This is a genomic window from Rhizobium beringeri (assembly GCF_004306515.1).
GTDB lineage: Bacteria > Pseudomonadota > Alphaproteobacteria > Rhizobiales > Rhizobiaceae > Rhizobium > Rhizobium beringeri.
On the sequence record NZ_SILG01000001.1, the window covers coordinates 2,145,096 to 2,167,636 of the forward strand.

Here is a 22,541-nt window from a genome sequence, read left to right on the forward strand (position 1 = left end):
GGCGGCCTAAAAATTCCAATTCAGATTGAGCGCAGCGTCCAGCTGACGATCTCGGAGGCGACCGTGGAGAAGGCGCGGTCGAGGCCTTTGACGAAGCCGTCATTGTCGCCGCCGGACGGCGCCATGGCGCGGAACACCTTCTGGGCGCGCACCGAGCCGTTGCGGTCGTTGAGGATCTTGGCGGAGATCTCGACCACCGCCTGGTTGCCGTTCGAAGCGTCGATCTCGAAGGAGCGGATATCGGTGACGATCTGGTAGTCGATCGCCAGCCCCTGCCCCGGCATGCCGACGCCACCGAGCTTGCCCGAGTTCTCGAAGGCTTCCACCAGCTTCGACTGCACTATGCGCGGCAGCTTGTCGCCCCACTGCGCCTTGGAGAGATACTGGATTTCCGAAGGCGAAACACGGATGACGATCTGCTCGCTGTCGAGCGACCTTAGCGCCGTCGGGCTGGCGATCAGGATCTGGCGGGATTTGGCCGCGGGTCCGCTGCCGTCGACGGCGGCGGGCAGATCATAGGTGTCGTTCTTGGCCGCGGTGCCGCACCCGGAAAGGATCAGCGCCGTCAGCGGCAGCGCGATCACCGTTCCCCTGATCCAAGAACGGCGCGACAACAGATGCGATGCGACCATATTAGGCTACCCCTGATTTCCCAGTTAACGCCGCGTCCGGCCGTCATATTGCTTGACCGTGTCCCCGCCGAAGATCAGGCGTTGCGGATTGCGGTCGAAGTTGGTGATCGTATCGTTCAGATTGCTCACGGTTCCGCGCATGTCGTTGACGAGAGTCTGTACGTCGCGCAAGCCGCCACTCGAAAATTTCTGCAGATTGTCGGCGATCGGCCCGATGCGCGAATTCAGGTTGTCGGCCACCTTCTTGAAGGATTCCAGCGTATCGCGCGCTTCAGTGAACAGCGATTGCGTATTGTCGGTGCCGAGCAGCGCATCGACCTTGATGAGAATACCGTCGATGCGGGTCGAGGCCGAATTCAGCTTGTTGGAAAGCTGCGACACGTCCTGGATCGTCTGGTCGATATCTTTCTGACGCGCCGAAACCGTGTTGGCGACATCGCGGATCGAGGCGACGGCGGCGCGCGCATCCTTGGTCGCCTGCGCGATATCGTCGACGGAGCCCTTCACCTTCGCCGGATCGATCTGGGCAACGAGCGTATCGACACGGTCGAGTGTCGCCTGCGCCTGCTTGCCGAAATCATTGAAGGTGGTGGCAGTCTGGTCGAACTTCTGGATCGCGCCCTTGAGGTCGCCCGAGGCATCGGCGACATTGGCGGTAATCTTCTCGGCATTGGAAACGATGTTGTCGATCTTCTGCGCATCGACTGCCTTGACCAGCGATTCGACGGCTTGAAGCGTCGAGTCGACACGACCGGAAACCGCCTTCACCGTCTCCGAGAGCTGGCCGACGCTCTGCAGGAAGGAGTCGATATTGCCGGAATTCTTGGCAAGCGCATCCGAGAACGTCTCGGCATTCTTGAACGTCTCGGTCAACGGCCCGCGCGAATCCTCGATGAAACCTTGAAGTTCACCGACAGCGTCGTTGGCGCGATCGAGGATCTTGTCGGCCGTCGCCAGAAGATTGGTGACGCTCGACTGGTCGGCGACGATGACGGCGCGTTTGCCGTTGTCGATCGCATGCTGGAGGATGCTTTCCTCGCCCTTGCGGCCACCTGACAGTTCGATATAGGCAGCCCCGGTCAAACCCTGGATTTCCAGCGCGGCCTTGGTGGAGGGGTAGATCGGCGCATCGGTGCGCACCTGGGTGAAGGCCAGCGAATACTGCGGATCGTCGGCATCGATCGACAGCGTCTGCACCGAGCCGATCTGGATGCCGTTGAAGCGCACCGGCGAGCCGACGCTGAGGCCGTTGGCCGAGCCCGGAATACGAACGATCAGTTCCGTCATCGGACCGCCGCGGCCATACTCGGCCATCCAGTAGACGAAGCCGAAGGCAGCCGCGATCACCAGCACCGTGAAAAAACCGACAATCGTGTAATTGGCTTTGGTTTCCATCTTATCCGGTCACTTTCCGCTGCTGTCGTGCCGCGCGGCAGCATCGTTCTGCGGCACGATCGACCGTGCGCGTTTGCCCTTGAAATAGGCCTGCACCCACGGATCGTCATAGGCCAACATGTCGTCGATCGTGCCTTCCACCATTACTCGCTTCTTTCCGAGCACGGCAATACGGTCGCAGACCGAAAACAGGCTGTCGAGGTCGTGCGTGACCATATACACGGTCAATCCCAGGCTATCGCGCAGGTTGGCGATCAGTTCGTCGAATTCGGCTGCACCGATCGGGTCGAGGCCGGAGGTCGGCTCGTCCAGGAAGACGAGTTCCGGATCGAGTGACAGCGCGCGCGCAAGGGCTGCGCGCTTGATCATGCCGCCGGACAGTTCGGATGGATATTTGTCGGCGGCATCGGCCGCAAGCCCGACCATACGGATCTTCAGATGCGCCAGCTCGTCCATCAGCGAGGTCGGCAGGTCGAGATATTCGCGCATCGGCACCTGGATGTTTTCCTTGACCGTCAACGACGAGAACAGCGCCCCCTGCTGGAACAGCACGCCGAGCCGCATGTCGAGCGCGTTACGCTGCGGCTCGTCGAGTTCGTCGAAATCCTGGCCGAGGATCTTGATCGTGCCGGAGCGTCGCGGCAGCAGCCGGAGCACGGTGCGCATCAGCACCGATTTGCCGGTGCCGGACGCGCCGACGAAACCGAGGATCTCGCCGCGGTAGATATTGAGGTTCAGATTGTCGAGCACGACCTTGGAGCCGAAGCCGACGGTGACGTCGCGCGCCGACAGCACGATGTCCCGTTCGTCCTTGTCTTCCGTATCGATCGGTTTCTCGTCCACGCGGTCCGCCATCCTAGAAATCGATCGCTGCATAGAACATCGCAAAAAGCCCGTCCATCAGGATGACGACGAAAATCGCCTTCACCACCGCGGCCGTCACATGCTGGCCGAGCGATTCCGCGCTGCCACCGACCTTCAGCCCCTCGACGGCGGCGACGATGCCGATGACCAGCGCCATGAACGGCGCCTTGATCATGCCTGAGAGCACCGTCGACAACGTCACCGCTTCGTGCAGGCGCGACAGGAAGTTGGCGAAGGTGATGCCGGAATAGCCCCAGGCGACGGCGGCAGCACCCCCGAGCGAGGCGAAATTTGCGAGCACCGTCAAGAGCGGCAGCGCGATGGTCAGCGCCACCAGCCGCGGGAAGATCAGCACGCCGATCGGGTTCAGGCCCATCACCTTCAGCGCATCGATCTCTTCGCGCATCTTCATCGAGCCGATTTCGGCGGTGATCGCGCTGCCCGAGCGGCCGGCGATCATGATCGAGGTCAGAAGCACGCCGATTTCGCGCAATTGCAGGATGCCAACGAGATCGACGACGAAGACCTCAGCGCCGAAGTAACGCAGCTGGAAGGCGCCCTGCTGGGCGATGATCGCCCCGATCAGGAAAGACATCAGCAAGATGATCGGAACGGCGCGAACGCCCATATGGTCGATCTGGTTGACGATCGAGGCCGGCGAAACACCACTACCGCGGCCGAACTTCATCTGCGCGCCGCGCACCGCCGAGCCGAGAATATACATGGCGGCGGCGAAATTGTCCCAGACCTCGTAGGTCATTTTGCCGATCGGCGCGAAGATGCGCGCGGCAAGCGAGACTTTCTCCGTCTGCTCCGGCTCGGGCTTGGCCGGCTCCTCGGAAAACATCTCCAGCATTTCGTCGATATGCGGGTTGGTGCCTTCGAAGCGAACCGTCCGCCCGCCCGCCTCTTCTTGCTTTTTCAGCCGGCACAACAGCCAGATGCCGGCGGTGTCGATCTCCGAAATCTCCGAGAGATCTACCGTCAGGTCGCCAGTCTTCTTCTGCAGGAGCTTTTCGAAATCGCGCAGCACCAGATGGATATAGGCGCTGCGCCAATTTCCCTGAAGACGCACACGCTGTCCCGAGCCATCAGCCTGGTCGTCCACTTGCAGTGAGGCGGCGTTGCGATTCTCGGCGTTCAAGATACTTGTGTCTTTCAAGGCTTACAGCGACATTGCCGAATCGCGAAACGGATCCTTCGTGGCCCGGTGCGTTAATATACAGAAGCACCGTGCAATTTCCATGCTTGCAGGAAAGCAATAATGCCGCGCACCCTCGATATCCAGATGAATTCCTTTCCGATTGCCGGGACCTTCACCATCTCGCGCGGGGCAAAGACCGAAGCCGAGGTCATCACCTGCACGCTTGTCGAAGCGGGTGCGCAGGGGCTCGGCGAATGCGTGCCCTACCGCCGCTACGGCGAGACCGTGGAGAGTGTTTTCGCCCAGATCGAGGCGGCTCGACCGCTGATCGAGGCCGGCATTTCGTGCAGCGACCTGCTGTCGGCCATGCCGCCGGGTGCGGCCCGCAACGCCGTCGATTGTGCCCTCTGGGACCTCGAGGCGAAGCAGACGGGAGACAGCGTCGCCGCCCGCCTCGGCCTTTCCGCTCCGCAGCCGCTCACCACCGCCTACACCATCTCGCTCGGCGAACCGGAGGTGATGGCCGCCCAGGCGCGCGAGCATGCCGGCCGCGCCCTGCTCAAGGTCAAGGTCGGCACCGGCGACGATGAAAGCCGCATCCGCGCCGTCCGCGCAGCAGCACCCGATGCCAAAATCATCCTTGATGCCAATGAGGGCTGGCCGGAAGCAGTGCTGGAACGCCACCTCAATATCGCGGCGCAAGCGGGTGTGGCCCTCGTCGAGCAGCCGCTGCCGGCCGGCCGCGATGGGCTCCTCGCCGAAATCCGCCGCCCGCTCCTCGTCTGCGCCGACGAGAGCGTCCACCACACCGGCGATCTCGCGAGCCTTGCCGACCGCTACGACGCGATCAACATCAAGCTCGACAAGGCGGGCGGCCTGACGGAGGCGCTGTCGATGAAGGCCGAGGCCGAACGGCTTGGATTCAGCATCATGATCGGCTGCATGGTCGGCACCTCGCTTGCCATGGCGCCCGCCGTATTGCTCGCCCAGAACGCCGATTTCGTCGATCTCGACGGCCCGCTGCTGCTTGCCCGCGACCGCGAACCCGGCCTGCGTTACGCCGCTTCCCTGGTCTTTCCGCCCGAAAGCACCCTCTGGGGCTGAAGATAATAGGCGAAGATGACGATGCCGAGGCCGGAGAACGCGACCACGGCCATGACGTAGTAGCTGACGACGCCGAGCCAGGCATAGAGATAACCCGACGCCAGGGTCATCAGCGCCATCGCCATGCCGACATAGAAGAAATACGCGCCCTGCGCCGATGATTCCTGCGTTTCCTGCACGGTCGCCACGATCCGCCGCTGCACGCCGGTATGCACGAAGGCGTAGGTAAAGCCATGGAAACATTGCAGCAGGAAGAAACCGGCAAAGCCTGTATTCATCGGAAACAGGATCCAGCGGCAGACACTGATGGCGCAGCCGAAGCGGATCAGCGTCCAGGCGTCGAAGCGACGGTTGAGACGCTTCGACAGGAAGAACACCGTCACTTCCGAAGCGACGCCCGCGCTCCAGAGCAGGCCAACTTGCGTGCCGGAGAAGCCGAGTTGATGCCAGTAGATCGAGGAAAAAGCGTTGAGCACCGCATGGCTCGACTGCTGGATGGCGACGCCGATCAGAAGCAGCAGAAGGTGCGGTTCGCGCAGGCCACTGCCGGTGGCTGCCGGAATGTTGATCGGCTGGCCGCGCCGTCGCGTCGGTCCGATGCGCGGACAGAAGATCGCCATGACCACGGTCATGACAAAGCCGAAGACCATGACCGGCAGCACCATTTCGCCGCCCCACCGACTGATCAGCTGGCCGCCGACCAGCGTCGAGACGATGAAGGCGATCGAGCCCCATACGCGCATCGATCCGTAATCGAGCCCCCAGCGGCGCACGCCCGAGATGACGATCGATTCAACGACGGGCACATAGGGCGCAAAGGTGGCGCCCTGCAGCGCATAGACGATCGTCACGGGCCAGAAGGTCGTCGTCCAGAACAGCGCGATCGCCGTCAGCAGCGACAGGCAACCCGACCAGAGCAGCACGTCGGCACGCTCCTTCAATCGATCGGCGATCATGGCCACGACAGGCGCTACCAGCACCCGAACCACCATCGGTATGGCAAGGATGATGCCGATCTCATGGTCGCTGAAGCTATGGGTTGCGAGCCACACGGGAAAAAACGGCAGGACGATACCGTTGACGAGCAGCGGCGCGCAGTAGGAAAGCGCGCTGAGCAGCCGGAAGCGCGGCGGCGCTCCCTCACCCGTCGGGGAATTTTGAGCGGGAATCATTGGTGGACCTGAAGGAAACTGGACGTTGTCCTAACACACCACCCTGGAGGCGACTATTGCGAGAAATAGCCGTTCTGAAACGTTTTAGAAAATAAATAGGGCCTGTCGCCTGACGGTAACGGCTAAATTCGAGGGAGCGCAGGCGCGGATGCGCCGGCGCCAAAATCAGGCGGCCTGTGGAGCCAGTTCTGCATCTTCCCGATCGACGGTGGCAAGTGCTGTCACACTGCTGGCGAGCGCCCGCCAGGTGATCAGTTCGAACGTGCCGTCCTCATGCTCGGCGACCGCCGTGCAGCTTTCCACCCAATCACCGGTGTTGATGTAACGGATACCGTCCATATCCTGGATAATGGCATGATGGATATGTCCGCAGATCACCCCGTCGGCGCCGTTTTTGCGGGCTTCCTCGGCCACGACGCGCTCGAACTCGCCGATGAAATTGACGGCATGCTTGACCTGCAGCTTCGCCCAGGCCGAGAACGACCAGTAGGGCATGCCAAGTCGGCGCCGCACCGCCGCCAGAATGATATTGATGCGGATCGCCGTGTCATAGGCCCAGTCGCCGAGATAGGCGAGCAGTCGGGCGTTGCGGACGACGACGTCGAACTCGTCGCCGTGCAGGATCAGATATTTTCTGCCGTCGGCGCCGTCATGCATCATGCGCTCGACGACCTCAATGCCGCCGAAATGCATGCCCGGGAAGGCCCGCAGGAATTCGTCGTGATTGCCGGGAATATAGACGACGCGCGTGCCCTTGCGCGCCTTGCGCAACAGCTTCTGGACGACGTCGTTGCAGACCTGCGGCCAGTACCAGCTGCGCTTGAGACGCCAGCCGTCGACGATGTCGCCAACGAGCACGATCGTATCGGCCTCGTGGTGGCGCAGGAAATCCAGCAGGAAGTCGGCCTTCGCGGCCTTCGAGCCGAGATGGACATCGGAAATGAAGAGCGTGCGGAAATGTCTGGGTTCCATCGTGTCTTTCACGAGCTGCCGCTCATGTCCCATCTTTCATCTAGCCTTCCAAAATCAGACTCGTGTTTCAGGAAGATGACAAGGTGTGGAAAAGCGCTGCAAACCAGTTCATCTCACGCGGGCAGGATGCCCGTCGCCGCCAGGCCTGCCGGCCATGTTGCCCTGCGCATTCAGGGCGTTCATGATAGCGGCGATTCATATCCGACAATGCGGGATGGCTGATGCGTCTTTTTCTCGTTCGCCACGGCGAATCCCTCGGCAACATCAACGAACAGGCTTACCGCCAATTCGGCGATCACAACGTGCCGCTGACGCAGTGGGGCCATCGGCAGGCACTTGAGGCAGGCGGCGTGATCGCCTCCTATCTCAAGGCATTGCCGAGCGCCGGTTTCGGCAAGCTGCAGATCTGGTATTCGCCATTTTTGAGGACGCGGCAGAGCAAGGATGCGCTGCTCGAAGCCCTGCCGGAAAGCGTCGTCGGCGATATCAGGGAAGATTATCTGCTGCGCGAGCAGGATTTCGGTCTCTTCACCGAAATCTATGACCACGCCGAACAGAAGCAGAAGTTTCCCGAGGAGTTCGAAAAATGGGCGAGGCTGCGCAGCAACAGCGGCAAGTTCTACGCACGGCCGCCGGATGGCGAAAGCCGGGCGGACGTGGCCCAGCGGGTGCGCCTGTTCCTGCAGACCGTTATGCACGATGACGAAAATAGCGACCACAACGTTGTGATCGTTGGTCATGGCGTCACCAACCGGGCGGTCGAAATGAATTTTCTGCACCGCCCTGTCGAGTGGTTCGAGCGCTCCGACAATCCTGGAAACGCCGATATCACGCTGATCGAGGGGACGCGCTCGCAAGGATACGAGTCGATCCTACTGCATCAGGCCGCCGACCGGCAGCCGGGACAGGAAGGCGAACTGCGCGATGCCTATGGCGCCGACGTGACGCTTACACCGAAGCCGACTGCATAACTCCTCCGCCGCAAAGGTCTGTGGTGGGTTGCGTAAGGCAACCCGCCAACTCTTCACCTCAGCTCGGCGACGTCACCGGCGCAGCTTCCTGCCCGGCCGGAGCCTCCTCATTCACAGTCTCCGGCCGCTTCGTCCTCAAGAGACGCAGCACGAAGACGAAGAAGACGGGAACGAAGAAGATCGCCAGCACCGTCGCCGAAATCATGCCGCCAAGCACGCCCGTGCCGATCGCATTCTGGCTCGCCGCACTTGGCCCGGTGGCGATCGCCAGAGGCACCACGCCCAAGGTGAAGGCAAGCGAGGTCATGATGATCGGCCGGAAGCGCAGACGGGCGCCTTCGATCGCGGCATCCATCAGCGATTTCCCCTCGGCAAAACCGTCCTTGGCGAATTCGACGATCAGGATGGCGTTCTTCGCCGACAGCCCGATGATCGCGATCAGGCCGACCTTGAAGTAGATGTCGTTGGACATGTCGCGGCTCATCACCGCGAGCACGCAGCCAATGACGCCGAGCGGCACGACCAGCATCACCGACAACGGGATGGACCAGCTCTCGTAAAGCCCCGACAGCAGCAGGAAGACGAAGAGAATGCTGAGGCCGAACAGGAACGGCGCCTGCGATCCCGATCTGAGCTCCTCCAGCGACTGGCCGGTCCATTCGAAGCCGAAGCCGTCGGGAAGTTCCGAGGCCAACCGCTCCATTTCGACAATTGCCGCGCCCGATGAATATCCAGGCGCCGGAGCGCCCGAAATGCGCACTGAGGGGTAGCCGTTATAACCGACGATCTGCGCCGGCCCTTTCTGCCATTCGGCGACGGCAAAGGACGACAGCGGCACCATGCCACCGCTCGCATTGCGGACATTGAGCTTCATCAGGTCTTCCGCCTGAAGCCTGCTCTTGTCCTGCGCCTGCACGATGACGCGCTGCATGCGGCCCGAATTCGGGAAGTCGTTGACATAGCTCGAACCGAGATTGGCGGTGATCGTGCTGTTGATGTCGGCGAAGGCAACGCCGAAGGTATTTGCCTTTTCGCGATCGATGACCAGCACGAGCTGGGCCGAGTCAGGCATGCCCTCTGGGCGGATACCAGCGATGATGGGGTTCTGCGATGCCTTGCCGAGCAGCATTCCCGCCGCCTCGGTCAGTGCCGCCTGCCCCTTCGCCCCGCGATCCTGGAGGCGGAAGGTGAAGCCGTTGGTCGTGCCGAAACCTTCGATCGGCGGCGGCGACAGCGCGAAGGACGTTGCATCCTTCAGGCCGAACAGCTGCATATTGGCGCGGTTGGAAATCTCCTGGACCGAATTGCCGGGGCCGCGTTCGGCCCAGTCCTTGAGCGTGACGAACACCAGGGCGGCGTTCGGTCCCTGCCCGGAGAAGCTGAAGCCCTGGATCGCGACGACGTTGGCAACGGCCGGCTCCTTCTTGAAGATCGCTTCGATGCTTTCGAGCGAGGCCACCGTGCGGTTGCGGCTCGCCTCCGGCGGTCCCTGCACGTCGACGATCAGGAAGCCCTGATCCTCATCCGGCACGAAGCTGCTCGGCAGGTTGACGAAGAGATAGCCAAGGCCGACGAGCAGCGCGACATAGACGGCCATGACCCGCCAGGAGCGCTTGGTCAGTCCCCCGACGGTGCGGGCATAACGGCCGGTCAGGCGGTCGAAGTTGCGGTTGAACCAGCCGGCGATGCCCTTCCTCTCATGATGTCCTTTGATCGGCTTCAGGAAGGTGGCGCAGAGCGCCGGCGTCAGTGACAGCGCCAGGAAAGCCGAAAACAGGATTGAAACAACCATGGTCAGGCTGAACTGGCGATAGATGATGCCGGTTGAACCCGGGAAGAACGCCATCGGCACGAAAACGCAGGAGAGAACCAGCGTAATCCCGAGGATCGCGCCGGTGATCTGCCGCATCGCCTTCTTGGTCGCGTCCTTCGGTGACAGCCCTTCCACCGCCATCAGCCGCTCGACGTTTTCCACCACGACGATGGCGTCGTCGACGAGAATGCCGATGGCAAGCACCATCGCGAACATCGTCAGCACGTTGATCGAGAAGCCGGCGGCATACATGACAGCAAGCGTCCCGAGCAGCGCGACGGGAACGACGAGCGTCGGAATGATCGTGTAGCGGAAGCTCTGCAGGAAAATGAGCATGACGACGAAGACGAGCGCGACGGCTTCTGCGAGCGTATGCGCCACCTTCTCGATCGATGCCGAGACGAACGGGCTGGTATCATAGGGAACGGAATATTCGACCCCCGCCGGAAAGAAGCGTGAGAGCTCTTCCATCTTCGCCTTGACCAGGTTGGACGTATTGACGGCATTGCCTGTCGACGACAGCTGGATGGCGATGGCGGCACTCGGCTGCCCGTTCAAGCGGGTGGAGAAGCTGTAGCTCTCGCTGCCCTCTTCGATGCGCGCGACATCCCGCAGCCTGACATTCGATCCGTCGGCATTGGCGCGCAGCACGATGTCTCCGAACTCCTTGATGTCGGTCAGTTGCCCCTTCACCAGCACCGTCGCCGTCAGGTCCTGCGAGATCGGATTGGGCGCCGCGCCGATCTGGCCAGCTGCGACCTGGGCGTTCTGCGCCGATATCGCCGCGCTGATGTCGGATGCGGTGAGGTTCAGGCCGACCATCTTGTCGGGATCGATCCAGATGCGCATCGCCCGCTGCGACGCAAACAGCTGCGCGCGGCCGACGCCATCGAGACGGCGCAGCTCGCCGATGACGTTCCGGTTGAGATAGTCGCCGAGCGCCACCTCATCGGTCTTTCCGTCCGTCGAGGTCAGCGAGATGAACATCAGGAAGCCGGACGATGCCTCCTCGACCGTGATGCCCTGATCCTTGACGGATTGCGGCAGCCGCGGTTCGACGCGGCGTATCGCGTTCTGAACGTCGACGGAGGCCTGGTCTATATCGGTGCCGGCCGCAAAGGTCGCGGTGATCGTCATTGCGCCCGATGTATCCGACGTCGACTCGAAATAGGAAAGGTGCTCGACCCCGTTCAGCTCTTCTTCGATCTGGCGGGTGACGCCCTGATAGATATCCTGCGGCGATGCACCGGGATAGCTGGTGGTGATGCTGAGCTGCGGCGGCGCGACCTTGGGATATTGCGCGACCGGCAGAAACGGCAGCGCGATCAGGCCGGCGATGGAGATGAAGATCGCAAAGACCCAGGCTAGGATCGGGCGATCGATAAAGAAACGTGCCATCGACCTTACTCCGGCTTCTTGGCGTCACCGGACGCGAGCTGACCATCCCGCCACTCTTCCGGCGCGACCTTTGCGCCCGGCTGCAGCTTCTGGCCGCCGTCGACGACGAGACGCTCGCCTGCCGACAGGCCGCTTTCGATCACCCACTCATTGCCGGCGGATTGACCAAGCTCGACGTCGCGCGGTTGCGCCACATCTCCCTCCTGGACGACATAGACCTGCGCCTTGCCGTCGGCCGTGCGGATGACGGCGCGCTGCGGGATGAGGATTGCTTTCTCCCGGACGGCCTGCTCGATGCGGACGCGGACGTAAAGGCCCGGCAGCAGGTCGCCCTTCGGATTGGGGAATTCACCGCGAAGGGTGACCTGACCCGTCGTCGCATCGACGCTGGCGCTGCTGAAGAGAAGCTTACCGGCTTCGCCATAGACCGTGCCGTCGTCGAAGACGAGTTTGATGTCGGCCTTGCCTGGCTCGGTCGATGTGAGGCTGCCGTTCTCGACTGCCCGCTTCAGCGCCAGCAGGTCCCCGGAGGATTGCATGAAGTCGGCATAAACGGGGTCGATCTGCTGGATCATCGCCAGTGCATCGCCGCCATCGGCCGTCACCAGCGCGCCTTCCGTCACCAGCGCGCCGCCGATGATGCCTGATATAGGCGCACGAACTTCGGTATAGCCGAGATTGATCTTCGCTTCGTCGAGTGCGGCCTGCGCCAGCGCGACATCGGCATCGGCCTGGGCAAGGGCGACGGCTGCCGCATCGTATTCGATACCGCTTGCAACATCGCGGTCGCGCAGCGACTTCTGCCGGTCCAACTGCAGGCGGGCATTCAGCTGCGTCGCCTTGGCACGCGCGACGCTTGCCTCGGCACTTGCCACCCGGACCCGAAATAGCGCCGGATCGATCCGGTAGAGCACATCGCCTTGCTGAACGAGGCTGCCCTGCTCGAAGATCCGCTGCTGCAGGATGCCGGAAACCCTGGCCCGCACTTCCGAGACGCGCGTTGCGGCAATGCGGCCGGGCAGTTCGCTAACCACGGGAAGCGGGCGGGCACTAAGCGTCAGGACGCTGACGGCAGCGGGCGGCATCGCGCCGCCTTCCTGTGCGTGAGCCGGAAGGCCTGCGCCGAGGAAAAGTGCCAGCGTCAGCGCGTAACACAATGATTTCGTGTGAAGAAGCATGTTCAAAAGCCTTCCCGATGGTCGCACTGGGATCCAAAAAAGCACAGCCCGCCGAAATGACGTTCGGCGGGCCTCCTCAGCCGACAGATAGTCGATCTTTTTTCTCTTTGCAAGATACCTACCGGTCGGTATGATAGCATTATCATATTTGGAGTTCCCATGGCCCGGCGATCCCGGGAGTGATACTGATCCTCTCCGGCGCCTCGGCGCGAAGCTTATCTCGAACACAGGTCATGCATTGGTAGATAGCCCCCGCAACAGAAAGAAACAGCCGGATGTCGTGCGGCAAGCTCTTCTCGATTGCGCCACCAAGCTGGCGCTCGAACATGGTCTGGCCGCCGTCAGCCTGCAGGCGGTCGCCAGCGCAGCCGGCGTGACCAAGGGAGGGTTGTTTCACCACTTCCCGAACAAGCAGGCGCTTATAGAGGCCGTGTTCGACGGCATGATGGAAAGCCTCGACCGCGAGATCGACCAGGAACTGGAAAAGGATAAGGGTGGCCGCGGCACATTCACCCGCGCCTATGTCCGCACCCTGTTTGCTGACCGCGCCCTCAACAACAGCCCGTGGTCGGCGCAGACGATGACCGTGCTTGCCGACCCCTACTCCAAGTCTCTGTGGCATAGATGGATGAATGACCGGCTTGTCAGGCACGCCGAAACAGACGTGGGAATGCGGCTCGAGATCGTTCGCCTGGCGGCGGACGGAGCATGGCTTGCCCATGTTCTGAAGCCTGACGACCATGCCGGTTCGGACGACACGGCGCTGTTGCAGGAATTAATCGAACTCACCGAAGGGTGACAAGAAATTGGCGCCTCATCCCGCGCCCGAGTATATCACCCGAGCGCGGGCATGGTCGGGCTAGGCAGCTCGCACCGCCGCCATCGGTTTCACGTTCTGGTTCATGCGGAACAGATTGTTCGGATCGTAGCGCCGCTTGGCTTCGGCAAGACGAGCGTAATTGGCGCCGTAAGCTTCTTCGACGCGATCACCTTCATCATCAGGCATGAAGTTGATGTAGGCGGTGCCGACCGCATGCGGCTTGGTTGCTTCGAAAAGCTCCCGCGCCCAACCGATACAGCTTCCATCCATCCCGGCTTCCCGCCAGCGCGCATGCACATTCATGACGAAATGCGAGCTTCGTTGTGGAAATGCGGTCGCCTGGGTGGGCACGCGGCCAGCGGCACCACCGACATGGCCAATGAAGATCTCGCATTCCGGTCCGGGCAGCTTGCGCACGGCCTTGAGCAGGACCTCGATCGCCGCGTCCGAGAGGGAGGCGAAATCCTGGCTCTTCCAGTAATTGCGCGCCCCTGGCGTGAGCAGCGGGTCAAATGCCTGTTGCCAGCCGGTGAACGGCACCGGGCCGACGACGTCGGCAATCGGATTTCCGATCGCGCGCAATCTGGCCGTCGCCTTTTCTCCCGCCGCGATGTCTCCGCAATAGCACATGGCCAGCACCACGATCTCCTTGCCGTGCCATTCGGCCGGAAGGAACGGCAACGGCGGCGCCTGGCGCATCACCACCCAGCAGGTCAGTTCGTCAGGCGCCGCCTCCAGCGCCTGTCGGTATTCCTTGAGCACCTTTTCCGCATCGGCGAAGGGATGCACGACGAGCCCAGCGAGAACCTCTGTGTTGAGAGGGTTGAGCTGGAATTCGAAAGAAGTGACGACGCCGAAATTGCCGCCGCCGCCGCGCAGCGCCCAGAAGAGGTCCGGCATTTCCTTTTCGCTCGCCTTGACCAGTTCGCCGTCGGCCGTCACCACATCAACCGAAAGCAGATTATCGAGCGTCAACCCGAATTTGCGGGTCAGCCAGCCGAAACCGCCGCCGAGCGTCAGGCCGGCGATCCCGGTCGTGGAATTGATGCCGGTCGGCAGCACCAGCCCGAAGGCCAGCGTTTCCTGGTCGACATCGGCAAGCGTTGCACCCGGCTCGATCCTGGCGCGCCGCGTTTGCGGATCGACCCGCACCGATTTCACCGCTGACAGGTCGATGACGACACCGCCCTCGCAGACCGCATTGCCGGCAATACCGTGGCCGCCGCCACGCACCGAAACGAGCAAATTATTGTCGCGTGCAAACCGCACCGCCCGCACGACATCGGCAGCACCGGCGCAACGCGCGATAAGCCCGGGCCGGCGGTCGATCATCGCATTCCAGATTGTCCGCGCTTCGTTGTAATCCATGTCTTTACTGGTTAGGAGACTGCCGCGAAATCCGGCCGCAAAAGCATCGATGGCCACGTCATTGACCATCGTCTGCCCCCTTTGCAGGGTCGTGAGGTTCAAATTGTCCATGATTTCCTCCATGCGACCGGCGCCCCGCACCGTCGCGGCCGGCATTTTGCGCTTGCTGCGGTCCTCAAACAAGTTTCGAAAAGGATTAGCCCTCGGCGGCCGCGACGAAAGGAAGCGACTTCCTATTGAATTTTCATGGGAAATCGATGCCGGCGGCGGCAATCCCCGCACGCGGCGGAACAGTCCCTAATCCCGCAGCCCCCGCGCAATGGCATCAATGATCGCGCCAATCCTGCCGGGCACGAACCGGCGTGACGGATGAATGGCGTGGATCGGCAGCACCAGTTTCCGCCAGTCGGCGAGAACTTCCACGAGCCTGCCATTCGCTATGTCTTCCGCTACGAGATCCACCGGGACGTAGATGACGCCTGCCCCGGCAAGTGCTGCCGTCCGCAACGCCTCTCCATTGTCGATCTCGATGTTGCCGCGAACACCCACCGTGAAACTCTCTCTGCCCTCTGTCTCGAATGGCCATTCGTCGCGGGGAACGAGATTGAGGTTGAGGATGCAGCGGCCGAGGCGAAGATCCTCGGGCCTCTCCGGCCCGGCAAATCTATCGAGATATGCCGGAGACGCGCAGCAGACGAAATGATAGCTGCCGACGCGCCGCGCGATAAGCGACGAGGGCTTCAATTCGCCGATCCGGATCGCCAGATCATAGCCTTCGGCCACCAAGTCGACATTGCGGTCGCTGAGATTGAGCTCGACCGAAAGTGCATGATGCCGCTCCGCGAGTTCGGCCATCACGGGCGCAAGCCGCTTGATTCCCAATGTCGTCGGTGCGCTTAGACGTAGGCGTCCCGACATGGCCTCTGCATCAGGGCGAGAGATATCGTTGAGTTCCTCCAGCTCGTCGATGATTCTGTTTGCCTTGACGAGGAAGCGGGACCCGACCTCGGTCAGCCGCTGCGTGCGCGTCGTGCGTTCGATCAGCTTGACCCCATACTCCTGCTCCAGCGCCTGAATACGCCTGCCGACCATAGCAGGCGAAATGCCGAGCCGCTTCGCCGCTCCGGCAAAGCTTCCCGATGTCGCGGCGGCAATGAGGGTCTGCAAGTTCAAGAGATCGGGCATTCGATACTTTTATGCAACTCTGTTATTGGAAGCAATGCAATTAACGATGGAATGTTTCGGATGTATCCCTGTGACCATCGCATCGGAAACAGGAGACAGAACGATGAAGACTGCAATTATCGGCATCGGAAACATGGGCAAGGGCCTGGCCACACGCCTTGCCGGGAAGACTGAGCTGATCGTCGCGGCACGCAACGATCAGGCCGCGCGCGGCCTTGCCGAAAGCCTTGGCGTTGAAAGCGCCACCATCGCAGAGGCGATCGCCGCTGCGGGGATCGTCATCCTCGCCGTTCCCTATGCCAGTGCTCTTGAGATCGCCGCCTCGCCATCGCTCTCGGGCAAGATCGTCGTTGACATCAGCAATCCTCTGAAGCCCGATTTCTCCGGTCTGCTCTTCGGTCACGAGACTTCCGCCGCCGACAAAATCCAGAATGCCGCGGCCGGCGCCAAGGTGGTCAAGGCCTTCAACACCATCTTCGCCGAGCTCTTCAACGCGTCCCGCGATGCCACGGCCAACGTGCCGGTATTTGTCGCCGGAAATGACGAAGATGCGGTGGAAAAGGTTTCCAGACTGGTCGTCGACGCAGGATTTGCCGTCGAAAAGACCGGGGGCCTGGACGCTGCCAAGCTCCTGGAACCGCTGGGCATGCTCAATATCCGCCTCGGCTACGGGCTCGGCCGCGGAACCGCCATCGCCCCGGCCTGGATGAACATCGCCGCCTGAGGTCTCTCATCGACCGGCAGGACCGACATCCCGTCCGTGAGGGCGGGATGTTTTATTGCCCAGACAAAAACTCGCCAACTCCGCCATTTCCATACTGTCGCCCGTATCCGATTGATGTATGGAGGGAGCTCAAAAGACGTGCACGGAGGCGGCGATGGATCACCCGGAAAAATCGAAGACAGAAAAGAACCTGACGAGCGGCGATCTCGACGAGCAGGCGCTTTTCTTCCACCGCTATCCCCGCCCCGGCAAGCTGGAGATCCAGGCGACCAAGCCGCTCGGCAACCAGCGCGACCTGGCGCTCGCCTATTCGCCCGGCGTTGCCGCCCCTTGCCTTGCCATCCGCGACAATCCCGAAATGGCGGCCGAATATACCTCGCGCGCCAATCTCGTCGCCGTTATCTCCAACGGCACCGCCGTGCTTGGCCTCGGCAATATCGGCCCGCTTGCCTCCAAACCTGTTATGGAGGGCAAGGCGGTGCTCTTCAAGAAATTCGCCGGCATCGACGTCTTCGATATCGAGATCGACGCCGCAGCCGTCGACCAGATGGTCTCGACCATCGCCTCGCTGGAGCCGACCTTCGGCGGCATCAACCTCGAGGACATCAAGGCGCCGGAATGTTTCGAGGTCGAGCGGCGCCTGCGCGAGAAGATGAAGATCCCCGTCTTCCACGACGATCAGCACGGCACGGCGATCATCGTCGCCGCCGCGATCCTGAACGGGCTGGAACTCGCCGGTAAGAACATCGCCGACATCAAGATCGTCGCCTCCGGCGCGGGTGCCGCCGCCCTTGCCTGCCTCAACCTGCTTGTCATTCTCGGGGCAAAACGCGAAAACATCTGGGTCCACGATCTCGAAGGCCTCGTCTATGAGGGCCGCATCGAGCTGATGGACGAATGGAAGTCCATCTATGCCCAGAAGAGCGAGACGCGTACGCTCGCCGAAAATATCGGCGGCGCCGACGTCTTCCTCGGCCTTTCCGCCGCCGGCGTACTGAAGCCGGAGCTGCTGGCGCAGATGGCCGACAAGCCGTTGATCATGGCGCTTGCCAATCCGACTCCGGAGATCATGCCGGATCTCGCCCGTGCTGCCCGCCCCGATGCGATGATCTGCACCGGCCGCTCGGATTTCGCCAACCAGGTCAACAACGTCCTCTGCTTCCCTTATATCTTCCGCGGCGCGCTCGATTGCGGCGCCGAGACGATCAATGAGGAGATGAAGATGGCGGCCGTGCGCGCCATCGCAGCCCTTGCCCGCGAAGAGCCGTCGGATGTCGCCGCCCGCGCCTATTCCGGCGAGACCCCGGTCTTCGGCCCCGATTACCTGATCCCCTCGCCCTTCGATCCGCGCCTGATCCTGCGCATCGCGCCTGCGGTCGCCAAGGCCGCTGAACAGAGCGGCGTGGCGCGCCGCCCGATCCAGGATTTCGACGCCTATCTCGACCAGCTGAACCGCTTCGTCTTCCGTTCCGGCTTCGTCATGAAACCGATCTTCACCGCCGCCAAGGCCGCAGAGCGCAAGCGCGTCATCTTCTCCGAAGGCGAGGACGAGCGCGTGCTGCGCGCCGCCCAGGTGCTGCTCGAGGAAGGCCTTGCCGAACCGATCCTGATCGGCCGCCCGCAAGTCATCGAGACACGCCTGAAGCGCTACGGCCTGCGCATCCGGCCGCTGCAGGATTTCGAGGTCATCAACCCGGAAGACGATCCGCGCTTCCGCGAATATGTCGATCTCTATTTCTCCCTCGTCGGCCGCCGCGGCGTTATCCCGGAAGCCGCCCGCACGATCGTGCGCACCAACACCACCGTCATCGGCGCGCTGGCGCTGAGGCGCGGCGAGGCCGATGCGCTGATCTGCGGCCTCGAAGGCCGTTACGAGAAGCATCTGCGCGACGTCCGCCTGATCATCGGCAAGCGCAAGGATGTCCGCGACTTCTCAGCCCTCAGCCTGATGATCTCGCAGCGCGGCGCCACCTTCTTCACCGACACCTATGTCACCTTCAATCCGACCGCCGAGGAGGTCGCCGAGGCGACGGTGCTGGCGGCCGAGGAAATCCGCCGTTTCGGCCTCACCCCGCGCGCCGCCCTGGTCTCGCATTCCAATTTCGGCTCGCGTGAATCCGAAAGCGCCACGAAGATGCGCAACGCCCTGCAGCTCGTGCGCGAAGCCGCGCCCGACCTCGAGGTCGACGGTGAGATGCACGGCGAAAGCGCCATCACTGAAGCGTTGCGCAAGCGCGTCATGCCGGACACGACCCTGCACGACGAGGCGAACCTCCTGGTCTTCCCGAACCTCGATGCCGCCAACATCACGCTCGGTGTGGTGAAGTCGATGACGGACGGCCTGCATGTCGGCCCGATCCTGCTCGGCACCGCCCTGCCCGCCCACATTCTCGCCCCCTCGGTCACCTCCCGCGGCGTCGTCAACATGGCGGCACTCGCCGTCGTCGAGGCATCGCAACCGGCCTGAGCCGGCTCAGACTGCTGACAAAGTCGGCCAACTCCTCGTCATGCTCGGGCTTGTCCCGAGCATCTGCAGCCGGTTGATATGCAGCAGATATCAGGCCGGGGCCTGGGATAAAATCCTCTGGTCGGAGCGGCTCTTGATGCCGTCTCAGGCACTCCGCATTGACAGGCGTCCCCTATCCGCAAGCGCATCCGCGCGTTCGTTGCCGGCAATGCCGGAATGGCCTTTGCACCAGGCAATGGTCACCAGCGTATTCTGGGATAGTTGAAGATCGACTGCTTTCCAGAGTTCCGCATTGGCGATCGTTCGGCTTCGGGCATTCCCGTTCGGGTTGCTTTTCTTCCAGCCGTTGTTCTTCCAGATATGTCGCCGGCTGTTGCAGCCTGTGACGGCATAGATGGAATCGGACCAGATGGTCGCCGGCTCGCCACTTGCTTCGCTGTTGATCCAGATTGCCGCCTTAAGGACGGCGGTCAATTCCATCGAATTATTGGCGGAATCTTTGACGCCACCGAAGCCGGAGGCGATTTCCGCGGCATCGCGATAGGCGACAAAAGCCCAGCCCCCATGCCCGGAACCGGGTTCATAACAACCGTCCACGAAGACGTGGAGGCCGTGTTGGGCTTCGGGTAGCCCGACTGTCGCTGCAGGGGAGCGGAGTTCGTTGGAAATGCCTGACATTTTCGCCGTCCTTCTCGCCTTCGCCGCGCCCGCCGCAAGACCACAGCGGCTTGCGACCACCTGTCCCCCATATCTCGCCCCTTGATCACCTCCCGCACCGGCGTCACCATGGAAGCGCTGGCCGTCATCGAGACGTCGCAGGTGCGGTATCGTAAAGAATGCAACGTCTGTAAACCTACCCGGCGCCAAGTGGCATTGCAGCGACCGGAATTCTCCCTATCCTTCGTTGAGGGTTAGTGGCGGAGGTAGCTATGAAAGCTGGTCTGGCGAGCGAGAAGAAGAATCGAGTCCCGGAAAATTGAGAGAAGGAAGTCCCGCTTTTGGCGGCACAGCAGATTCCCCGACAGATGGGCCTCCGGCATTTGCTGGATAAGATCGCGAAAATGCGCTAGGAATTTCTCCAAGCTTATTAAGAGAAACACGTTAAGAGACAACGCGCGGCGATCGAGGCCGCAATCGACCGATCGATTCTTTGCTCATTCCGAGACGACGCCGTGAAACGCCGAAACCTGTCTCTTGCTCTTGCCCTTCTCCTTGCCTTTGCGGCGCCTGCCGCCGCGCAAAGCAGCGCCGTTTGTGAGGACCTGCGCGGCCGCCTCGCCGACCTGCCGCGATCGATCGGCAATGGCATCGGTCCAGAAGCCCGCCAATATTCCAGCGCCATGGCCGAACAGAACCTCGAGCTGCGCAAGGTTCGCAACGAGCTGCGCAGCAATGACTGCACCTCGGGCAGCATGGTCGTGATCGGCGGCGAGAATGCCGATTATTGCGCCGAACTTTCGCAGGCCGAAGCCCGCATGATCGACAATATCCGCTATCTCCAGGACCGCCGCAACGAGCTGGCCGGCCAGACTGGCGCCGATGACGACGCGCGTCGCGAACTGGTCGCGGCTCTCGACCGCAATGGCTGCAACAGCGAAAACTTCTATGCCCCGAGCGATCGCAGCGCCAATGAACCGGCTCCGAGCGTCGAAGAACAGGCGATGCGCACCGATACCTTCATTCCGCTCGGCGGCGGTGAAGAGATCGATCCGCGTTACGGCGTGCCGCGGGCAGAGATGCTCTCGCCGGTCAGCACCATGTGCGTACGTAGCTGCGACGGCGGCTTCTTCCCAATCAGCTCGAACACCACGTCGGTCGATTTCGGCCGCGACGCCCAGACCTGCGCCAAGATGTGCCCGGGCATCGAGACCGAACTGTTCTATCGTGAGGTGACGAGCACCGAAGCCTCGAACATGATCTCGGTCGCAACAGGCACGCCCTACAGCGCCATGAAAAATGCCTTTGCCTACAAGAACCGCACGCCCGGGGAAAAATCCTCCTGCGCCTGCAATCTCACAGCCTATTATGAGGAGATGCGCGGCAAGCAGGCGGTGAGCGAACCGCCGCAGCAGGGTTCGATCACCACCATCCGCACCAGTCCCCCGAAAGATGCCGCAGCCGCCGCGCCGCAACCATCCGTTCCCGAGCGTCCCTACGATCCGACGCAGAACCGCGTCCGTCAGGTCGGCCCGCAGTTTCTGGCCGGCGATCAGGGCTCGATCGACCTCGCCAATCCGGCAACACCGGGCCCGCAGCCACAACAGCAGCAGTGATTGAACAGCTTAAAGTGCGATGGCGGAGCCATAGCGGCGTTGTGCCAGGGTGCATGAGATCACGGCGATGTCACGTGAACGTGCGGCGGGATGTGAATGCGGGTCGCTTGAGCATGGTCAGTAGGTCGTACGACCGCCGCTCAGGTCGAACGTCGATGCGGTCGTGAAGGAGTTCTCCTCGGAGAGCAGCCAGACGACCATCGAAGCGATCTCATGAAGTTCAACAAAACGGTCGCGCGGAATGCGGACGCGCATATATTCGATAAACTCGGGTGTCAGCCCATCCAATATAGGTGTCTTTGCTGTGGTCGGCGTTACCGCGTTCACGGCGATTCCTGTCTTTGCGAGTTCCTTGCCAAGCGACTTGGTGAAGCCCAGCACACCAGCTTTCGCCGCGCTGTAGGCGGCGATGTTCGGATTTCCTTCCTTGCCCGCAACCGAGGAGATGTTCACAATCCGCCCGTAGTCGCGCTTTAACATGACAGGAACGACGTGCCGGCAACAATTGAAGGTTCCCGTGAGGCAGGCATCGACGACGTCTTTCCACTCACTGACATCGTATTCGATCGTGGGCTTTACCGGACCGGTAATCCCGGCGGAATTGACTAGGCCGTCGATACGGCCAAAAATCTCCTCGGTCGTCGCAGCCGCGTTTTTCACTGATACGGGATCTGCGACGTTGACGCCGAAAGCGACAGTGCCAGATCCGAGAGCGGAAGCGCTGTCCTTCGCCATGTTTTCGTTCAGGTCCCAGATGGCCACCTTGCCACCAGACTGGATGACGCGCTCTGCGATAGCGTAGCCGATGCCGCGCGCACCGCCTGTGATCACGATGATGCGTTCCTTCAAGTCGATCATGTTCATTGGGCCGTTATCCTCCGATTGAGCCGCCGATAGCCGAATATCTATTGGAAATTCCGGGATTCGCCTTCAGCGTATCGATATGAAGGCCAGGAATTTATCCCGAGCCCGCGATTATGCCGAGCCAGTTCCCCAAAGCTCGAGATTTCCGATAGTTCAGGAATGGCGAGCTCGGCATAGTTATGCAGCCTGGCGACAGT

At 61.9% G+C, this 22,541-nt stretch carries 18 protein-coding genes; 6 read left to right on the forward strand and 12 right to left on the reverse strand.

All coding sequences use genetic code 11. The features are described from left to right. Nucleotides 1–20: 20 nt before the first annotated feature. From ELH03_RS10865 to ELH03_RS10880, 4 genes are read right to left on the reverse strand one after another with little or no spacing between them, the layout of a single operon-like run. The gene (locus ELH03_RS10865; protein WP_018072307.1) at nt 21–632 is read right to left on the reverse strand and encodes an ABC-type transport auxiliary lipoprotein family protein; all 612 of its coding nucleotides are present in this window, start codon (nt 630–632) and stop codon (nt 21–23) included. Nucleotides 633–656: 24 nt separating this feature from the next. Beyond that, complete coding sequence (locus ELH03_RS10870; protein ID WP_128402655.1) at nt 657–2,027, reverse strand: MlaD family protein; 1,371 nt, start codon at nt 2,025–2,027, stop codon at nt 657–659. Nucleotides 2,028–2,036: 9 nt separating this feature from the next. Further along, nucleotides 2,037–2,882, reverse strand: a complete 846-nt coding sequence (locus ELH03_RS10875) for an ABC transporter ATP-binding protein (protein WP_018445167.1) — start codon at nt 2,880–2,882, stop codon at nt 2,037–2,039. A gap of 1 nt (nt 2,883) precedes the next feature. After that, nucleotides 2,884–4,053, reverse strand: a complete 1,170-nt coding sequence (locus ELH03_RS10880; RefSeq protein WP_196764708.1) for an MlaE family lipid ABC transporter permease subunit — start codon at nt 4,051–4,053, stop codon at nt 2,884–2,886. Nucleotides 4,054–4,155: 102 nt separating this feature from the next. On the opposite strand from ELH03_RS10880, the gene dgcA reads away from it, so the two are divergent. After that, nucleotides 4,156–5,139, forward strand: coding sequence for an N-acetyl-D-Glu racemase DgcA (dgcA, locus tag ELH03_RS10885; protein WP_130766289.1), 984 nt, complete (start codon nt 4,156–4,158; stop codon nt 5,137–5,139). Here the strand turns inward: dgcA and ELH03_RS10890 are convergent. Next, nucleotides 5,091–6,311 carry an MFS transporter gene (locus tag ELH03_RS10890; RefSeq protein WP_130766290.1) on the reverse strand — a complete coding sequence of 407 codons (1,221 nt, stop codon included), beginning with the start codon at nt 6,309–6,311 and terminating at the stop codon, nt 5,091–5,093. The genes dgcA and ELH03_RS10890 overlap by 49 nt on opposite strands. A gap of 165 nt (nt 6,312–6,476) precedes the next feature. Further along, nucleotides 6,477–7,316 (reverse strand): UDP-2,3-diacylglucosamine diphosphatase, encoded by an 840-nt coding sequence (locus ELH03_RS10895; RefSeq protein ID WP_130766291.1) that lies wholly within the window; start codon nt 7,314–7,316, stop codon nt 6,477–6,479. A gap of 188 nt (nt 7,317–7,504) precedes the next feature. Between ELH03_RS10895 and ELH03_RS10900 the strand changes: the two genes are divergently transcribed. Then, nucleotides 7,505–8,254, forward strand: coding sequence for a histidine phosphatase family protein (locus tag ELH03_RS10900; protein WP_075225828.1), 750 nt, complete (start codon nt 7,505–7,507; stop codon nt 8,252–8,254). 58 nt (nt 8,255–8,312) lie between these two features. On the opposite strand, the gene ELH03_RS10905 is transcribed toward ELH03_RS10900, so the two are convergent. Together ELH03_RS10905 and ELH03_RS10910 are read right to left on the reverse strand one after the other, a co-directional pair. Continuing rightward, nucleotides 8,313–11,465 (reverse strand): multidrug efflux RND transporter permease subunit, encoded by a 3,153-nt coding sequence (locus ELH03_RS10905; protein WP_018072315.1) that lies wholly within the window; start codon nt 11,463–11,465, stop codon nt 8,313–8,315. A gap of 5 nt (nt 11,466–11,470) precedes the next feature. Next, nucleotides 11,471–12,643 carry an efflux RND transporter periplasmic adaptor subunit gene (locus ELH03_RS10910; RefSeq protein WP_128402662.1) on the reverse strand — a complete coding sequence of 391 codons (1,173 nt, stop codon included), beginning with the start codon at nt 12,641–12,643 and terminating at the stop codon, nt 11,471–11,473. 238 nt (nt 12,644–12,881) lie between these two features. Between ELH03_RS10910 and ELH03_RS10915 the strand changes: the two genes are divergently transcribed. Beyond that, nucleotides 12,882–13,442, forward strand: coding sequence for a TetR/AcrR family transcriptional regulator (locus ELH03_RS10915; RefSeq protein WP_018072316.1), 561 nt, complete (start codon nt 12,882–12,884; stop codon nt 13,440–13,442). A 60-nt stretch (nt 13,443–13,502) separates the two neighbouring features. Here the strand turns inward: ELH03_RS10915 and ELH03_RS10920 are convergent, their stop codons facing one another. Both ELH03_RS10920 and ELH03_RS10925 read right to left on the reverse strand, forming a co-directional pair. Further along, the gene (locus ELH03_RS10920; RefSeq protein WP_128412167.1) at nt 13,503–14,942 is read right to left on the reverse strand and encodes an FAD-binding oxidoreductase; all 1,440 of its coding nucleotides are present in this window, start codon (nt 14,940–14,942) and stop codon (nt 13,503–13,505) included. 186 nt (nt 14,943–15,128) lie between these two features. Further along, the gene (locus ELH03_RS10925; protein WP_130766292.1) at nt 15,129–16,016 is read right to left on the reverse strand and encodes a LysR family transcriptional regulator; all 888 of its coding nucleotides are present in this window, start codon (nt 16,014–16,016) and stop codon (nt 15,129–15,131) included. A 103-nt stretch (nt 16,017–16,119) separates the two neighbouring features. Here ELH03_RS10925 and ELH03_RS10930 point away from each other — a divergent pair, with 103 nt between their 5' ends. Together ELH03_RS10930 and ELH03_RS10935 are read left to right on the forward strand one after the other, a co-directional pair. Continuing rightward, nucleotides 16,120–16,740: an NADPH-dependent F420 reductase gene (locus tag ELH03_RS10930; RefSeq protein WP_130675201.1), complete on the forward strand. Its 621-nt coding sequence runs from the start codon at nt 16,120–16,122 to the stop codon at nt 16,738–16,740. Between the two features lie 154 nt (nt 16,741–16,894). Continuing rightward, on the forward strand, nt 16,895–19,207 hold the full coding sequence (locus ELH03_RS10935) for an NADP-dependent malic enzyme (RefSeq protein WP_130766293.1): 2,313 nt from the start codon (nt 16,895–16,897) through the stop codon (nt 19,205–19,207). 144 nt (nt 19,208–19,351) lie between these two features. Here ELH03_RS10935 and ELH03_RS10940 read toward each other — a convergent pair whose 3' ends face one another. Next, a complete protein-coding gene (locus ELH03_RS10940) occupies nt 19,352–19,885 on the reverse strand; it encodes a ribonuclease H family protein (protein WP_128402666.1) in 534 nt (177 codons plus the stop codon). Nucleotides 19,886–20,379: 494 nt separating this feature from the next. Between ELH03_RS10940 and ELH03_RS10945 the strand changes: the two genes are divergently transcribed. Beyond that, nucleotides 20,380–21,480, forward strand: coding sequence for a DUF2865 domain-containing protein (locus ELH03_RS10945; protein WP_128402667.1), 1,101 nt, complete (start codon nt 20,380–20,382; stop codon nt 21,478–21,480). 117 nt (nt 21,481–21,597) lie between these two features. Here the strand turns inward: ELH03_RS10945 and ELH03_RS10950 are convergent, their stop codons facing one another. After that, the gene (locus tag ELH03_RS10950) at nt 21,598–22,344 is read right to left on the reverse strand and encodes an SDR family NAD(P)-dependent oxidoreductase (protein ID WP_128402668.1); all 747 of its coding nucleotides are present in this window, start codon (nt 22,342–22,344) and stop codon (nt 21,598–21,600) included. Nucleotides 22,345–22,541: the final 197 nt, after the last annotated feature.

Bases quoted from the DNA above. Each gene is read 5' to 3' on its own strand.
- ELH03_RS10865 (WP_018072307.1), bottom strand. From the start codon at position 632: ATGGTCGCATCGCATCTGTTGTCGCGCCGTTCTTGGATCAGGGGAACG.
- ELH03_RS10870 (WP_128402655.1), bottom strand. From the start codon at position 2,027: ATGGAAACCAAAGCCAATTACACGATTGTCGGTTTTTTCACGGTGCTG.
- ELH03_RS10875 (WP_018445167.1), bottom strand. From the start codon at position 2,882: ATGGCGGACCGCGTGGACGAGAAACCGATCGATACGGAAGACAAGGAC.
- dgcA (WP_130766289.1), top strand. From the start codon at position 4,156: ATGCCGCGCACCCTCGATATCCAGATGAATTCCTTTCCGATTGCCGGG.
- ELH03_RS10890 (WP_130766290.1), bottom strand. From the start codon at position 6,311: ATGATTCCCGCTCAAAATTCCCCGACGGGTGAGGGAGCGCCGCCGCGC.
- ELH03_RS10895 (WP_130766291.1), bottom strand. From the start codon at position 7,316: ATGGGACATGAGCGGCAGCTCGTGAAAGACACGATGGAACCCAGACAT.
- ELH03_RS10900 (WP_075225828.1), top strand. From the start codon at position 7,505: ATGCGTCTTTTTCTCGTTCGCCACGGCGAATCCCTCGGCAACATCAAC.
- ELH03_RS10905 (WP_018072315.1), bottom strand. From the start codon at position 11,465: ATGGCACGTTTCTTTATCGATCGCCCGATCCTAGCCTGGGTCTTTGCG.
- ELH03_RS10910 (WP_128402662.1), bottom strand. From the start codon at position 12,643: ATGCTTCTTCACACGAAATCATTGTGTTACGCGCTGACGCTGGCACTT.
- ELH03_RS10920 (WP_128412167.1), bottom strand. From the start codon at position 14,942: ATGGACAATTTGAACCTCACGACCCTGCAAAGGGGGCAGACGATGGTC.
- ELH03_RS10925 (WP_130766292.1), bottom strand. From the start codon at position 16,016: ATGCCCGATCTCTTGAACTTGCAGACCCTCATTGCCGCCGCGACATCG.
- ELH03_RS10930 (WP_130675201.1), top strand. From the start codon at position 16,120: ATGAAGACTGCAATTATCGGCATCGGAAACATGGGCAAGGGCCTGGCC.
- ELH03_RS10935 (WP_130766293.1), top strand. From the start codon at position 16,895: ATGGATCACCCGGAAAAATCGAAGACAGAAAAGAACCTGACGAGCGGC.
- ELH03_RS10940 (WP_128402666.1), bottom strand. From the start codon at position 19,885: ATGTCAGGCATTTCCAACGAACTCCGCTCCCCTGCAGCGACAGTCGGG.
- ELH03_RS10950 (WP_128402668.1), bottom strand. From the start codon at position 22,344: ATGAACATGATCGACTTGAAGGAACGCATCATCGTGATCACAGGCGGT.